Origin of the sequence: Clostridium aminobutyricum (assembly GCF_017255415.1) — a bacterium.
Lineage (GTDB): Bacteria > Bacillota > Clostridia > Peptostreptococcales > Anaerovoracaceae > Aminipila > Aminipila aminobutyrica.
Genome location: NZ_JAFJZZ010000012.1, coordinates 15454 through 31569, shown reverse-complemented (window position 1 = coordinate 31569; position 16116 = coordinate 15454). Strand labels below are relative to the sequence as shown.

The 16116-nt window shown below is 39.5% G+C and carries 16 protein-coding genes and 1 riboswitch; all 16 genes read left to right on the top strand.

Features of this window, described 5'->3' with window-relative positions:
* The first annotated feature begins 201 nt into the window (after positions 1 to 201).
* The 16 genes from JYB65_RS14755 to hpt all read left to right on the top strand — a co-directional run bounded on the left by JYB65_RS14755 (position 202) and on the right by hpt (position 16091).
* The gene (locus JYB65_RS14755) at positions 202 to 1080 is read left to right on the top strand and encodes a DUF5685 family protein (RefSeq protein ID WP_206583464.1); all 879 of its coding nucleotides are present in this window, start codon (positions 202 to 204) and stop codon (positions 1078 to 1080) included.
* Positions 1064 to 1651: a J domain-containing protein gene (locus tag JYB65_RS15175; RefSeq protein ID WP_206583463.1), complete on the top strand. Its 588-nt coding sequence runs from the start codon at positions 1064 to 1066 to the stop codon at positions 1649 to 1651. The genes JYB65_RS14755 and JYB65_RS15175 overlap by 17 nt, the downstream gene beginning before the upstream one ends.
* Positions 1652 to 1675: 24 nt before the next feature.
* Positions 1676 to 2200 (top strand): hypothetical protein, encoded by a 525-nt coding sequence (locus tag JYB65_RS14745; protein ID WP_206583462.1) that lies wholly within the window; start codon positions 1676 to 1678, stop codon positions 2198 to 2200.
* A gap of 107 nt (positions 2201 to 2307) precedes the next feature.
* A riboswitch (Lysine riboswitch) is annotated at positions 2308 to 2475 on the top strand.
* A 357-nt stretch (positions 2476 to 2832) separates the two neighbouring features.
* Complete coding sequence (locus JYB65_RS14740; protein WP_206583461.1) at positions 2833 to 4041, top strand: aspartate kinase; 1209 nt, start codon at positions 2833 to 2835, stop codon at positions 4039 to 4041.
* Positions 4042 to 4108: 67 nt separating this feature from the next.
* The gene (dapF, locus tag JYB65_RS14735) at positions 4109 to 4990 is read left to right on the top strand and encodes a diaminopimelate epimerase (RefSeq protein WP_206583460.1); all 882 of its coding nucleotides are present in this window, start codon (positions 4109 to 4111) and stop codon (positions 4988 to 4990) included.
* On the top strand, positions 4987 to 5865 hold the full coding sequence (gene dapA, locus JYB65_RS14730) for a 4-hydroxy-tetrahydrodipicolinate synthase (protein ID WP_206583459.1): 879 nt from the start codon (positions 4987 to 4989) through the stop codon (positions 5863 to 5865). The genes dapF and dapA overlap by 4 nt, the downstream gene beginning before the upstream one ends.
* A gap of 57 nt (positions 5866 to 5922) precedes the next feature.
* Positions 5923 to 6633, top strand: coding sequence for a 4-hydroxy-tetrahydrodipicolinate reductase (gene dapB / locus JYB65_RS14725; protein ID WP_206583458.1), 711 nt, complete (start codon positions 5923 to 5925; stop codon positions 6631 to 6633).
* Between the two features lie 38 nt (positions 6634 to 6671).
* On the top strand, positions 6672 to 7373 hold the full coding sequence (gene dapD, locus JYB65_RS14720) for a 2,3,4,5-tetrahydropyridine-2,6-dicarboxylate N-acetyltransferase (RefSeq protein ID WP_206583457.1): 702 nt from the start codon (positions 6672 to 6674) through the stop codon (positions 7371 to 7373).
* 221 nt (positions 7374 to 7594) lie between these two features.
* Positions 7595 to 8209, top strand: coding sequence for a CYTH domain-containing protein (locus tag JYB65_RS14715; RefSeq protein WP_206583456.1), 615 nt, complete (start codon positions 7595 to 7597; stop codon positions 8207 to 8209).
* Between the two features lie 248 nt (positions 8210 to 8457).
* The gene (gene tig, locus JYB65_RS14710; protein ID WP_206583455.1) at positions 8458 to 9741 is read left to right on the top strand and encodes a trigger factor; all 1284 of its coding nucleotides are present in this window, start codon (positions 8458 to 8460) and stop codon (positions 9739 to 9741) included.
* A 290-nt stretch (positions 9742 to 10031) separates the two neighbouring features.
* A complete protein-coding gene (clpP, locus tag JYB65_RS14705) occupies positions 10032 to 10616 on the top strand; it encodes an ATP-dependent Clp endopeptidase proteolytic subunit ClpP (protein ID WP_206583454.1) in 585 nt (194 codons plus the stop codon).
* 15 nt (positions 10617 to 10631) lie between these two features.
* Positions 10632 to 11909, top strand: coding sequence for an ATP-dependent Clp protease ATP-binding subunit ClpX (gene clpX / locus JYB65_RS14700; RefSeq protein ID WP_206583453.1), 1278 nt, complete (start codon positions 10632 to 10634; stop codon positions 11907 to 11909).
* Positions 11910 to 12003: 94 nt separating this feature from the next.
* Positions 12004 to 14466 (top strand): endopeptidase La, encoded by a 2463-nt coding sequence (gene lon, locus JYB65_RS14695; protein ID WP_245156705.1) that lies wholly within the window; start codon positions 12004 to 12006, stop codon positions 14464 to 14466.
* Positions 14467 to 14549: 83 nt separating this feature from the next.
* Positions 14550 to 15137 (top strand): ribosome biogenesis GTP-binding protein YihA/YsxC, encoded by a 588-nt coding sequence (gene yihA / locus JYB65_RS14690; RefSeq protein ID WP_206583452.1) that lies wholly within the window; start codon positions 14550 to 14552, stop codon positions 15135 to 15137.
* Between the two features lie 30 nt (positions 15138 to 15167).
* A complete protein-coding gene (locus JYB65_RS14685; protein WP_206583451.1) occupies positions 15168 to 15521 on the top strand; it encodes a YkvA family protein in 354 nt (117 codons plus the stop codon).
* A 36-nt stretch (positions 15522 to 15557) separates the two neighbouring features.
* Entirely contained in the window at positions 15558 to 16091 is a 534-nt protein-coding gene (hpt, locus tag JYB65_RS14680) for a hypoxanthine phosphoribosyltransferase (RefSeq protein WP_206583450.1), read from the top strand.
* The last annotated feature ends 25 nt before the right edge of the window (positions 16092 to 16116 follow it).

The following is a 16116-nucleotide window of genomic DNA, read 5'->3' as shown; positions in this document are numbered from 1 at the left end:
TTGCCTTTTTGCCCCAAGCTTGCTTGGCAAGGCAAAACGGACAGCAGGGAGCGGAGCGAGTCGGAGCCGAAGGAGAGTAATTTCTCGAGTTCGGCGTTGTAAAACGAGATAAGATTTTAAAATAAAGCAATTTATGGTATAATGAACGCAATGATCAAGTTCGGCATGGCCGTCATAAGCTAATTTACAGAGGAGAAATGTATGCTGGGATATGTGGTTCCGGAAAAAGCGGAACTGAAAATGAGAGAGTATGAGGTATACAGTGCCTACTATTGCGGCATTTGCAAAAGCGTAGGCGAAAGATATGGACAACTGCCTCGATTTACACTCAATTATGACTTTGTATTTTTGGCATTACTTTTAGCGGCTACGGATGATGAAACTGATAAAATAAGTTCTGAACACTGCATCATACATCATATAAAGAAGAAAAACGTTCTAAAAGAAAATGCTGCCATGGATTATGCCGGGGATGTTATGCTTATTTTAGCGTATTATAAACTAATGGATGATTATGTCGATGATCACAGCTATCCTTCCAGAATGATGGCGATGATGTTATCTTCAACGGTGAAGAGACTAAGCAAATACCATTCATCTCTTTGCGAACTGGTTGAATCACAACTGAGGGAATTGTCTAAATTGGAGAAGGAACAATGTGCGGAGCTGGATCGTGCCGAGGAACCTTTCGCGCGAATTATGGAAGCCATTTTTACAAGCAGCGGCGAGAGCAATCCAGCATCTTTAAAAATATTGAAGCATATTGGGTATCACTTAGGCAAATGGATTTATTTGATGGATGCTTATGATGATATTGAAGAGAATATTACAAAGAATACGTATAATCCGCTCCTCTACCGGTTTCAGTATGAGGGAGAGTCAATAGAGGATTTTAAAGAAAAAATAAAGCCAACGGTGGAATTTAATCTGATGCATTATTTGGCAGAGATCAGTAATGCAATGTCCCTATTAGATTTGAAGAAAAATAAAGGGATATTAGAGAATATAGCATACTTCGGTTTGCTGAGAAAAACTGAAATTACATTGGAAAAAGGAGAAACGAATGAACAATCCGTATGAAGTATTAGGTGTCAGACAAAATGCAAGTGAAGAAGAAATTAAAGCAGCTTACAGAGAATTGGTAAAAAAGTATCATCCTGATAAGTATCAAAACAATCCCTTGTCCGATTTAGCAGAAGAAAAATTGCAGGAAGTAAACGAGGCTTATGAGGCTTTGATGAAAAATCAAGGAACATCAAATAATAACTACCATTATAATAACAACCAGGGAGCTACAAAGCAAAGCTCGCCGGAATACAACAGTATCAGAGGAAGCATTGATTCCGGCAATTTAGAGTTTGCAGAACAGAAGCTGAATCAGATGACAAATCGAGATGCAGAGTGGCACTTTTTAAGTGGGATGATATCCTATAAGCGAGGTTGGTATGATGATGCAGTGAACAAAATTCAGACCGCCGTTTCAATGAGCCCAAACAATTTTGAATATCAATCTGCATTGCGAACGATTTTAAATTCGGGGAGAATGTATCAGAATCAAGCCTATGGAAGAGGATATAATTCAAATGAGGATATGATGTGCAAAATGTGTCAGCTATACTTGTGTGCAGACTGTCTTTGTGATTGTATCTAATGAGCGGAAAGAGGAGACGGGAGTATGGATCATATCAAACAAAAAAATAACACGAAGATGATTGCAATCGGAGGAGTCCTCTTGGCCCTAACCTTAGTGTGCCTATATGCGGCATCGTTTGTTCCGGCGATGGAATTAAGCTTGTACGCGCTGAGTTCTATTTTTGTACCTGCGATGATGATTGAAACGAAGGGAAAGGGCGGATGGATTCTTTATATCGCATGCTCTATATTATCCCTTTTAATTTTACCGAATAAAATAGGAGCAATTCCGTATATATTCTTTTTTGGGATCTATGGGATTATAAAATATTATATCGAAAAGATACCGTCTCCTGTTGTTCAAGTGATTTTAAAGCTGACCGTTTTTACAGCGATTATGCTTGTTTTTTATAACTTTTTTTATAGCTTGTTCTTTGGCGTGATCAGCTTGCCGGACTTGCCGATTTTAGCGATATTGGCAGGGGGCGAGGTTTTATTTATTTTGTATGATGCACTTCTTACGCTGATCATAACCTACTATTACAATAGCATTCATGGGCGTATTTAAAATTTTGTGGTAAATATACAAAAAATAATGAACAAAAGCGATTTTTTTAGAAAAATGTACAAATAATACTTGCAAAAGTAAAAATTATCTAGTAAACTAAATTTATTAATGTTGATAGAGGCGCGAAGCAAAAGAAGTTTTGGGGAATCGGCAGGTGTTGATCCAAGACGGAGGTATCCTTCGCCGAACTTAAGCAATCAGGCATGAGGCTTAGGTGGGTCTGCAGTGAATAATTGCAGGACTGTCTACTGAAAAGTAGGTGAGCTATCCTTAATGACCGTTTAGAATAGTATTTCTATGTTAGTCTTTTAGGGTGGGTAAAGTATTTCTAGCATAGATACTTGCCAGACGCGTGAAAGAACATATGTATAGCTATTTATTGAAGTCAGTAAGGTGCGCCCTACTGGCTTTTTCTGTATTGTTCGAAAAGTATAATTGGAAAATATTTCAAGATATATTACAATCCTTATTAAGGAAGTCTACAGTTGAAAAGAGGATTAAAGAGGATAAGTCGGTAAGGGACGTTAATCGCCATAGAGGATTCCGGAAACTCTGTTGGATGGTACTAGAAAGTCAAGTAACAGCATCGCTTGTATAAAAAGCGAATAGGTACACATGAAAGGATGGGGAGTATGAACGTAGTACAAAAGTATGGCGGGACCAGCTTAGAGACCATAGAGAAGATACAGGCTGTGGCAAAACATATTGCGGATAATAAAAAGCCTGGAGAGGACATAGTAATAGTAGCAAGTGCCATGGGAAAAACAACAGATCAATTGATTTCCCTTGCAAAACAAATCACCGAAGATGTTCCTAAAAGAGAATTGGATGCACTTTTAGCTACAGGAGAACAACAAACGGTTGCCCTCTTGGCAATAGCTCTTCAAGAACTGGGTATTGATGCTGTATCCATGACCGGCTTCCAATCAGGATTTGTTACAACAGATTTCCATACAAAAGCAAGAATCAAGGAAATAAACACCGAACGGGTAGAGCAATTGATTGAAGAAGGAAAAGTTCCTGTTGTTGCCGGATTCCAAGGGATGAGTGAGAACGGAGACATCACAACGCTGGGGAGAGGCGGTTCCGACCTAACGGCCGTCGCTATAGCCGCTCACTTAGGATGGGACTGTGAGATTTACACGGATGTCGATTCCTTGCATACGACGGACCCAAGAGTATATCCGGAGGCAAAACAGCTTCACCGTATCACGTATGAGGAAATGATGGAAATGTCCTCATTAGGTGCCGAAATTCTGGAAACCAGAAGCGTGGAGCTGGCGAAAAAGTACAATGTGAAGTTATTTCTAGGGAGAACGTTGGAAAACGATAAGAGTAGAGGAACATATATTATGAGTAATAATAATTTATTAGTAGAAGATATGCCTGTAACAGGAATTAGTTTTCAAGATGATTGTACCATATTTAATATCAAGGGTGTTAAAAACGATGGGAAGACGGTTGCAGACTTGTTTAACCTGTTAGGAGAATTAAATATAAATGTAGATATGATTTCTCAGCAGATTACCGGTAAAAATGAGTGCTCCGTATCTTTCAGCTGTACCATCAGCCAGGGAAATGAATTGAGTTCTGCCATACAGACCAATTCGGTATTAAGCGGGTTAGCAATCGAAAAGCAGGACGGACTTGCAATGATTTCTTTGGTGGGTGTAGGGATGGCCACTCATTCCGGTGTTGCCAGCAAGGTATTTTCAATTCTTGCTACAGAACAGATTCCGTACTATCAAATTACGACTTCTGAGATATCCATTTCTGTTACAGTAGATTTGGAAAAGAAAGTAAAGGCAGTAATTGCTCTTTGTGAGGCTTTTGGTTTATAATATAAAATGACCCTTTGATATGCAGATTTTATTGGGCAGCTATTTATAGGGATATAAGGATAGAAAAATGATGATTAAATTTGCAAAGTACCACGGCTGTGGCAACGACTTTATAATGGTAGGCGAGGAAAGTGTAAAAGGCATGGACTTTAGTGAGTTAGCATTAAAGGTATGTCACCGATCAACAGGGATCGGTGCAGATGGACTCATTGTAGTTTGCACCCAGCCTGAACTGGAAATGATCTTCTATAATCAGGACGGAAGCCGCGCTCCGATGTGCGGAAACGGCATCCGCTGTTTTGCAAAGTATTGTTTTGACTATGGCATATGCAAGGAAAAAGAATATGATGTAAAGACTTTAGCGGGTGTGATGCAGGTTAAGGTAGTGAAGACCGGCAAAGAGACATACCCACATTTGGATCCGGAAAAAGCAGAACAAGGTGAATTTGTTGTGGAAATAGGTATGGGGAAACCTCTATTTGATCCAGCAACTTTTGGAGTTAATGCAACTTCTGACTTCCTAAATAAGGCGATCAATACAACTTTTGGGAAGGTCAATGTAAGCAGCTGCTTTATGGGAACGGTTCATACCGTTGTGCTAGTTGACAATTTGGATGCGGTAAATGTGGACGCTCTAGGCTCTGAAATTTCGAATCACCCGATTTATACTGAAAAAACAAATGTAAATTTTGTTGAAGTAATGGATAAAAACACGTTAAAAATTAAAACCTATGAGAGAGGCGTCGGACCGACCTACGCTTGCGGAACTGGTGCATGCGCCAGTCTTGTCATAGCAAACTTGGAGGGAAAATGTGATGATACCGTTGACGTAATACTGCCGCTTGGTACATTACATATCACAAAAACGAAAGAGGAAGAAATTCGGATGGCTGGACCAGCAGTAAAGATTGCTGAAGGAGTCTATTACTTAGGAGGACAGGAACAATGATTAAAGGTTCAATGGTAGCGCTGATTACACCGTTTCATGAAGATGGAAGTGTAAACTATGAGAAGTTAAGAGAATTAATTGAGTGGCATATTGAGGAAAAAACAGATGGTATTGTAGTGCTTGGAACAACTGCAGAAACACCAGCTCTTACCGTTACAGAAAGAGATGAAATCGTTCGATTATCCATTGAGGTTGCAGCCGGGAGAGTGCCTATTATCGTAGGGAGCGGTTCCAATAATACGTTAGTAGCAAAAGAACAAAGTATAAAGTACGAAAAAATGGGTGCGGATGCACTCTTAGTGATTACACCGTATTATAATAAGACGAACAAAGCCGGCATGATACAGCATTTTACAGAGGTAGCGAATGCCGTAAATATCCCTATATACATTTATAATGTTCCTGGAAGAACCGGGATGTCTATAACATATGATGTAGTAGAAGAAATCAGCAAGCATAGAAATATAGTAGCAATCAAAGAAGCCAGCGGGGATATTTCCTTTGTTGCTCAGATTTCCAGATTGATCAATGAACACTTTACGGTATATTCCGGTAATGATGATATGATTGTTCCGTTGATGTCCTTGGGAGGAGCCGGTGTTATTTCTGTTCTCGCCAATATTCTGCCTCGGCAGACACATGATATGGCGATGGCCTATCTGGAAGGGGATGTAGAACTGGCAAAAAAACTACAGCTGGACTATCTGGAATTTATCAATAATCTATTTATTGAGACAAATCCTATTCCAATTAAGGAAGCGATGAACCAAATGGGTATGAATGTAGGAGGGTACAGACTTCCGCTTTGCGAAATGGATCCATCCACAAAAGCTAAATTAATCGATTCCATGAAGAGAATTAATTTGTTAAAATAAGGTTGATGCCACTAGAACCAGATTGAACTGGCATCGATAGTTACTAGGAGGGCGAGTATGAATATAGCTATAGTAGGAACCGGAGCTATGGGCAAAGTTTTAGAGTCGTTAATAAACGATAAAGCGGGAATGCAATGCGTCGGGACTATTGAGCCGATGCAAGGAGGGCGTTTAACGGACATCCGGGAAAAAATAGACGCAGTGATTGACTTCAGTAACCCTGTAAATCTGGATATGATTGATGCTTATGCGAGAGAAAGCGGGTGCGGCGTCGTGATTGCCACGACAGGTTTTACACCAGAGCAAATTGAGCAGATTCAATCTTTATCAACCATCGTGCCGGTTGTGTATACCGCAAATTTCTCTCTAGGAATTACGGTAATGAGGAGGGTGCTTGCTGAAATCACTCCTATTTTAAAAGATAACTTTGACATGGAGATTATCGAAAAACATCACAACAAGAAATTGGATGCACCGAGTGGAACAGCAATAGCTTTGCTGGCTGCTATGAATCCAGAGCATGAGTATGATGAAGTTTTTGGCAGAGAAGGAAATCGAAAAAGAGGCAAGGAAATTGGCATCCATGCGATTCGAGGCGGCACGATAGTAGGAGAACATACGGCAATTTATGCCGGAGAAGATGAAATTATAGAAATTACACACATTGCAAATTCAAAGAAAATATTTGCAGTAGGAGCGATCAGGGCAGCAGAGTTTGTAGTAGGGAACAAAGCAGGATTATATGACATGGAACAAGTGCTGTTTTAAACATACACAAAAGTCACCGCTGAAACAGGAGGATAAAAATGGACGCAAGAGAGATCATTCAGTTTATTAAGGATTCGGAGAAAAAGACTCCGGTGAAGGTTTACGTAAAACAAAAGGGCAATTCAAAGGTTGATTTCCCTAATTGCCAAGTATTCGGAACAGGCGATGACAAAATTGTATTTGGAGATTGGAAGGTTATTGAACCGATTCTAAAAGCGAATAATGAAGAAATTTTAGATATGGTCATTGAAAACGATTGTAGAAATTCAGCGATTCCGCTGCTTAATATGAAGAATATTAACGCGAGAATTGAGCCGGGTGCGATCATTCGGGATCAGGTGGAAATCGGAGACAATGCGGTCATCATGATGGGAGCAATTATCAATATCGGTGCTGAGATAGGGTCCGGCACGATGATTGATATGGGCGCTATTTTGGGAGGCCGAGCGATCGTGGGCAAGAACTGTCACATTGGTGCCGGCACGGTACTCGCAGGCGTGATAGAACCGCCAAGTGCACAGCCGGTCATCGTAGAGGATGATGTGGTGATTGGTGCAAATGCTGTCGTTATCGAAGGCTGCCATATAGGAAAAGGTGCTGTTGTAGCGGCAGGTGCCGTTGTGATTCATGACGTACCTGAAAATGCTGTAGTCGCAGGTGTTCCCGCGAAGCTTGTTAAAATGAAAGATGCGAAGGCTACAGCAAAAACAGAAATTGTAGATGCATTAAGACAGCTATAAAAAGAATGTTTGTGCCATTGAAACTGGTTATTATCGGTTACAATGGCACTTTTGACTTGTATTTTTGTCGAAATAGTGGTATTATTTACTCTACATGATTTGAATAGATTGTGTACAAGCAATTTGCTGCGCATAATTCAGGGAGCTTAACACAATCGATTTGTATTGACAAAATCCATTATAAAAGCATTAGAAAGCAAAGGTACAATATGGAAATTGAAATGAAATACGGCATTGGGGACAAAGAAACTGCCGAAAACATTTGGGATGATGAGTATCTTTTAAGTATTGAAGAAGCGGATACAAGAGAAAAAGTATTCATGAAGGCCGCCTATTTTGACACGGAGGATTTTGTTCTTTCGAGAAATGACATTGCCCTTCGCGTGAGAATGGAAGGAACCAGAATAGTGGCTACTTTGAAATGGAGAGGCAAGAATGAAGGTGGACTTCACACGAGAGAGGAACTTAATGTTCCGGTAACGGACGAAGCTTGTTTCATTGCACCTGATCCGCAGCTATTTAAAGAAAGCGAGATCGGGCAAGAGGTTATTGCGTTGATCGGCTTTAAAAAGCTGCATAGTATTTTAGAAACAAATTTCTTGAGAAGCCGGTTTAGAATTGATTCAGGGGAAGGTATTATGGAGGTTTCTATCGATACAGGAGAAATCATTACGAGCAGGGGCACTGAACCAATTTGTGAATTGGAAATTGAGCTTTTTTCTGGAGAAGAAAGAGCATTGGAGGCTGTAACCCATAAAGTTGCTGAAAAATATGATCTAACACCAGAAACAAGAAGCAAATATGCCCGAGGACTTGCGCTGCTAGGGCTAAGATAATATTTTAAACATAAATTTAGCAAAAAAGGCTGCTTATAGTAGCCATTTTTTTTTACAGATACTTTTTTTATATTCCACAAGCTATTTTTGCTATATTTCTTTACTTTTGGGTGCATAAGCGATATAATAATGTGCATTATGTGTTAAATTTAACATAAAAGAGAACATTATTGGGTAATTTGCGCCTAATAAATTAAAAAGAGGCACATAATATAGCAGGGTTTATATTATTAGGAGGATTATATATAATGAAATCAACATTTATTTCAAAAGAAAAGAACGATGTTAAATTTACGATGGAATTTACTGCGGAGGAATTTGAGGCTGCAATTATTGCTGCTTATCAGGAAAATAAAGGTAAATTCAACATTGACGGCTTCAGAAAAGGCAAGGCACCAAGAAAGCTTATCGAAACGCACTATGGTGAAGATGTTTTCTTTGAAGATGCGATCAATAATTTATTTTCACAAAATTATTTCAAAGCGCTTGATGAATTAAATATTAATGTAATCGATAGACCGAACGCTGATTTCAGTGAAATCAAGAAAGGCGAAGGTTTCAATATTACAATTACAGTAACTGCTTACCCTGAATTTGAAGTAAAAGATTACAAGGGTGTAGAAGTAGATAAGGTAGAAATGTCCGTAACAGATGAAGACATAGATGCCGAAATTAACAACTTATTACAGAGAAATGCAAGAATGATCGTTGCTGACAGACCTGCAAAAGAAGGAGATACAGTCATTATTGATTATGCCGGATTTGTAGGAGAGAACCAGTTTGAAGGCGGTACTTCTGAAAATTATCCATTAAAATTAGGTTCAAACTCTTTCATCCCTGGATTTGAAGAGCAGTTGATCGGATGCGCGGCAGGGGACGAAAAGGATGTTGTCGTTACATTCCCTGAAGAATATCATGCACCTGATTTAGCTGGTGCTGAGGCTATATTCAAGTGCAAGGTTCACGAAGTAAAGGAAGAAGAACTTCCTGAATTAAACGATGAATTTGCGAAGGATGTAAGCGAATGCGATACACTGGAAGAATTAAAGCAGGATACGAAGGAACGGTTGCAAAAGTCTGCCGACGCAAAAGCCCAGGCTCAGATGAAGAACACTGTTATCGAAAAGATCTTCAATGCAAATGATATTGAAGTGCCAGCTGTTATGGTTGAAGAGGAAGTAGATAACATGCTGAATGAATTTGACCAGCAGTTAAGATATCAGGGCTTGAATCTTGAACAATATTTCCAATATGTTCAGAAAGATGCGGCTTCTTTCAGAGAAGAATTAAAAGACGAAGCACACAATAAAGTAAAGACAAGAATGATCGTTTCTGCCATTGCTGAAGTTGAAAAAATTGAAGCTACTGAAGAAGATGTAAACAAAGAACTTGAATTAATGGCTATACAGTACAATTTAGATGTAGATAAGATCAAAACAATGCTTGGCGCAGAAAATTTCGCAGCTCTTGACAAAGACATCAAGATGAAGAAGGCAGTAGATTTCGTATTTGACAACGCAAAAATCAAATAAGCATTGCTATTGATTTATGTAATGTAGAAAAGCTATACGGCGTATCTATTGTAAAAAGAAATAATGTAATATTAAATTTTTACATTTAACAAACAAAAATATTGTACAGCTGATTTAAAGTAGAATCAGCTGTACATAATCTCTGTGCACAAATGAAAGAATGTTTACAATTTCTTTGTGCAGGGTATATACAAAAAATAAGAAAATGTTACTTCGCTTAGAGGTTATCATCTCTTGAATAAGAGGTAGAGAAGTCAAGGAAGAATAGTAACACAAGGAGGATAGAGATTATGCCATTAGTACCATACGTCATAGAAAATACAGGAAAAGGTGAGCGTTCTTACGATATATATTCCAGACTATTAAAGGATAGAATTATATTTCTTGGAGAAGCTATTGATGAGCATGTTGCCAGCTTAATCGTTGCGCAGCTTTTGTTTCTTGAAGCAGAGGATGCAACGAAAGATATTAGTCTTTATATCAATAGTCCCGGAGGCTCTGTAACTGCCGGTATGGCGATTTATGATACTATGCAGTATATTAAGCCAAATGTTTCTACCATTTGTATTGGAATGGCAGCAAGCATGGGAGCCTTCTTATTATCCGCAGGGGCAAAGGGTAAGAGATATGCGCTTCCAAATGCAGAAATTATGATTCACCAACCGCTTGGCGGAGCTCAAGGTCAGGCTTCTGACATTAAGATTCACGCAGATTGGATATTGAAGACGAGAGAAAAGCTGAACAGGATATTAAGTGAAAATACCGGTAAGGATATCACTACAATTGAAAAAGATACAGACAGGGACAATTTCCTAAGTGCAATGCAGGCTGTAGAATATGGACTCATTGATAAGGTAATTGAATCAAGGGCCTAACTAGGGGGGAGTAGTATGACAAAATATGATGAAAGCAAACAATTAAAATGCTCGTTTTGCGGAAAACCTCAGGATCAGGTGAGAAGACTGATTGCTGGGCCTGGCGTATACATTTGTGATGAATGCATTGAGCTTTGCCAGGACATTATCACGGAAGAGTTTGCTGCCATGGACCAAGGGAAAAAACCGGATGAAGGTTTTAAATTGCCCAAACCAATGGAAATCTCCCAGACATTATCTGATTATGTGATTGATCAGGATGATGCAAAAAAGGCACTTGCGGTTGCGGTTTACAACCATTATAAGAGAATAAACTCTTTGAAAAGCAAGGACAATGATGGTATTGAAATACAAAAAAGCAATATCGTTATGATTGGCTCAACAGGTTCAGGGAAAACCTTGCTGGCGCAAACGTTAGCTAAAATATTGAACGTTCCTTTTGCCATTGCAGATGCAACTGCTTTGACAGAGGCTGGCTATGTGGGAGAAGATGTTGAAAATATTTTGCTGAAATTGATTCAAGCAGCGGATTACGATATAGAGAAAGCTCAGAGAGGCATCATCTATGTTGATGAAATAGACAAGATTGCTAGAAAATCAGATAATCCATCCATTACAAGGGATGTAAGCGGAGAAGGGGTTCAGCAGGCGCTGTTGAAGATTTTAGAGGGTACGATTGCTAGTGTACCACCTCAGGGCGGCAGAAAGCACCCGCATCAGGATTTTATACAATTTGATACGACAAATGTATTGTTCATTTGTGGTGGCGCCTTTGATGGACTTGACAAGGTCATTCAGCGGCGTATAGGCGAGAAAACAATAGGTTTTAACTCAGAGATTAATGATAAGAAGGTTGAATTGAAGGAATTACTAAAGCAGATTCAACCGGAAGATTTGATGAAATATGGGCTGATTCCTGAATTTATCGGACGGCTTCCAGTGATTGTAACGCTGGAAGAGCTATCCAAGGATGCTTTGATCCGTATTATTACAGAACCTAAAAATGCGTTATTAAAGCAGTATAAAAAGTTGTTCGCTATGGACAATGTAGAGCTTGAAATTGAACAGGATGCAGTAGAGCGTGTAGCAGAAAAAGCGATTGAAAGAAAGACCGGAGCAAGAGGTCTCAGAAGCATACTGGAACGTATTATGACAGATATTATGTATGAAATCCCATCAAGAAACGACGTACGTAAATGCATCATTACAAAGGGTACTATTGATAATGACATAATGCCGACATTGGTGCTTGTGGATTCCAAGAAAGAAAATGAAAACACAGAATCTGCATAATAACACAAATAACAGGCGGCGTTATGTCGCCTGATTTTTTATTCTAGGGAGTGGCGAGGCCACACTTTTTATCTAAAGCAAAGGAGGTTATGATATGACTGACGACAAAAAAAAGATCATTTTAAATAAATTAAAAGATGAGCTTGAAAAAGCATTGGATGATTCTGACCAGTTGTTCACTAATTTTGAAAAGTTTGAAGCAGAGGCGGAAAACGAAAATGCCGAATTAGAAGAAAAGGATGATGATGGAGCTCAAGTGCTTCCGATGATTCCGCTAAGGGGCCTTTCTATTTTCCCAAGCATGGTGCTTCATTTTGATATAGGAAGGGAAAAATCTATTAATGCGCTTGAAAAAGCCATGATTATGAATCAGAAGATTTTTCTTGCCACACAAAAGGATGAAAATACAGATTTGCCAACTATCCAAGATTTCTATCATGTTGGGACGATTGCCAAGATTAAGCAGATGCTTAAATTACCGGGTGATTCCATTCGGGTGTTGGTAGAAGGTGTATCCAGAGGGGAAATCAAAGATGTTGTTCTGGAGGTTCCGTATTTCAAATGTAAGGTAGTTAGCGTTGAGGAAGTAGAACCGGAGGAAAATACCCCGCATACCTCAGCACTTATGAGAGCAGCATTGTCTTCTTTTGATGAGTATTTGAAATTAAATCCTAAAATTTCAAAGGACTTATTTGCAACGATTGCATCCATCAATCAACCGGGAAGGCTGGCTGATTTGATTACTTCTCATCTGGATATAAAGACAGAAGAAAAGCAGATTATCCTGGAAACGTATGATTTTGATGAACGGCTGAAAAAAGTGAGCGAACTGTTAATTCGTGAAATCGAAATATTAAATATAGAGCAGGATATCAATGTTAAATTAAAGACAGCAATTAATAAGCATCAGAAAGAGTACTATTTAAGAGAACAGCTTCGTGTGATTCAGGATGAGCTTGGCCAGACTGAGGACGTTGAAGATGAGATGGAAAATTGGAATAAGCAGCTAAAGAAGCTAAAGATACCTGCTAAAACAGCAGAAAAAGTGAGCAAAGAAATCAAGCGTTTTAGCAAGCTTCCGCCATCTTCTTCCGAAAGCGGCATCATCAGAACGTATGTAGAAACTATATTGGCGCTTCCTTGGAATAAAGCTGCTAAGACAAATATGGAATTAAAAAAGGCGGAAAGAATTCTGAATGAAGATCATTACGGACTGGAGAAAGTAAAGGAACGAGTGCTGGAATATTTGGCGGTTGTACAGCTGTCCAATAGTATTAAAGGCCCTATTCTTTGCTTGGTAGGCCCTCCGGGAGTCGGTAAAACTTCTATTGCCCGTTCGGTAGCAAGGGCAACCAATCGTGACTTTGTTCGAATGTCTCTGGGCGGTGTCCGGGATGAAGCAGAGATCAGGGGTCATAGAAGGACGTATATCGGAGCTATTCCGGGCCGTGTTATCGCTTCCATTAAAGATGCTGGGACTCATAATCCGGTATTTCTGTTAGACGAAGTGGACAAGATCGGTGCAGATTTTAAGGGTGATCCGGCTTCTGCATTGCTTGAAGTATTGGATCCCGAACAAAATAAGGATTTTATGGATCATTATTTAGAGATTCCGTTTGATCTCTCCAAGGTCATGTTTATTACTACTGCGAATACAACGGATACCATTCCGAGACCTCTTTTAGATAGAATGGAAGTAATCAATGTTCCGGGATACACGGAAGAAGAGAAGGTTCATATAGCAGAAAAGTATTTGATTCCCAAGAAAGTCAAAGAGCATGGCTTAAAAACTACTGATATCACGATTTCAGAGACTACGGTGAGGGATTTAATTAATTATTATACAAGAGAATCCGGCGTTCGTAATTTGGAAAGAGAGATCGCAAACCTTTGCAGAAAGGTGGCCAGGAAGATTGTTACCAATAAGGAAAGAAGCTATCGAATCACACCGAAAAACCTTGAAAGTTATTTAGGCAAAAAGAAATACCGGTTTGATATAGTGGAAGGTGAGAATGAAGTTGGTGTAACGACCGGCTTGGCTTGGACGATTGTAGGAGGCGATACGCTCTTTATTGAGACCACCCTTGTTCCTGGAAGCGGAAAGCTTGTTCTGACCGGACAGCTTGGAGAGGTCATGCAAGAATCTGCCAAGGCAGGAATCAGCTATATTCGATCTGTTTCCGATAAATTGGGCGTAGCAGACGATTTTTATAAGGTTCAGGATTTGCATATTCATATTCCGGAAGGGGCGACACCAAAGGATGGACCGTCTGCCGGCGTGACGATGTGCACGGCGATTATCTCCACTCTCACGAACACCCCCGTTCGAAAAGATGTTGCCATGACAGGGGAAATCACGCTGAGAGGTAAAGTTCTTCCGGTAGGTGGGATCAGAGAGAAAGTACTGGCAGCGCATAGAGCCGGTATTAAAAAGGTATTGCTGCCGGCAGATAATGAACGGGATATTGATGATATTCCAGCGGCTGTTCGAAAGAAGCTAGAATTTGTTTTGATAAAGACCGTGGATGATGCATTGGAACATGCTCTGGTAAAATAACCTGGAAGTGAAGAAAAAGATTGTTGGCGCAATCTGAAAGCGTACCGCGTGAATTAGAATTGAAAGAAATAAGGAAAGATGATATGATAATAAAAAAGGCAGACATTGAGACAATCGCTGTTAAGACGAGCCAGTACCCTTCACAGGAATTTCCGGAAATTGCATTTGCGGGAAGATCAAATGTAGGAAAATCTTCTCTTTTAAATCTTCTGACAAACCGAAGAAATTTGGCGAGAACAAGCGGTAACCCGGGAAAGACACGTACCATAAATTTTTATCGAGTAAATGATGAATTTAGAATTGTGGATCTTCCAGGTTACGGCTATGCTAAGATATCGAAGTCCCAGTCCGAAGGCTGGGGTGCAATGATGGAGGAATATTTAGAGCATCGAGAAAATCTGGTAAAGGTGATACAATTGGTAGATATCAGACATGCTCCTTCCGTGCAAGATGTGCAGATGTATAACTATTTAAGGCATTTTGGATTGGATGGCATTGTGGTGGCTACGAAGGCTGATAAAGTCTCAACAAATGAAAAACAGAAGTGCATTAATGTCATAAGAGAGACTCTAGGTCTCTCTGGGGAAGATAAAGTAATTCCGGTTTCTGCGCTGAAAAGAACAGGATATGACGTGCTGCTCAATGAAATCGAAAGCTTAATTCAACGATAGCTTTCGTTCCTACTGAAAGGCAGGGGTGATATGTATCAATTTATTGGTTTTAATATCATTTTTAAACGAATAAAAGCCATCAAGTATATGATGAAGGATAAATCCGTACCGAAAAGAAAAAAAATACTTGTTATTTTCGGCATCATATACTTACTTTGGCCTGTGGATTTGATTCCGCCTATCTTGTTTCCGATCGCATGGGTGGATGATTTTATTTTGTGGGTGTGGATTCTTTGGCATCTGAAGGATGAGCTGGATAAATATTGGATCGGGGATTCGCCTGAAGATTTATCGAAGAAATATAAAGGGAAAACCATTATAGATGATGTTTCCTTTCAAGTAGAACCGGAAGAGAACGAGCAAGACACGAAGCCGTCAGATTGAATCAAGGAAATAATATTTTGACAAGGAGTCGAATAAATGGATAATAACTATACAGTTGGCACTGTAATGATTACACAGGAGCAGATTTATAAAAGAGCAGAGCAAATCGGAGCGCAGATTACACAAGATTTTCAAGGCGAAGCGGTATTGGTGGTTGGCATTTTGAAGGGCGCCGTACTCTGGATGGCGGATGTGATCAAACACATTCATCTGGATGATGTATCCATCGATTTTATGGCCTGTTCAAGCTACGGGGCCTCTACGAAAAGCTCCGGTGTAGTTCGGATCTTGAAGGATTTAGACAATTCAATAGAAGGAAAAAATGTAATCATCGTAGAAGACATAGTAGATTCAGGAATTACGTTGAATTACTTAAAACAGTATTTAGAAGGCAGACATCCAAAAAGCATTAAAGTTTGCTCTCTTTTAGACAAACCAGAAGGAAGAAGAACGGAATTGGAAGCGGATTATGTTGGATTTACCGTTGAAGATAAGTTCATTGTAGGGTATGGTTTGGACTATGACCAAAAGTATAGAAATCTTCCGTATATCAGCTATTTAGAGGGGTAATTGTTTGACATTTTAGCTGAGTTGA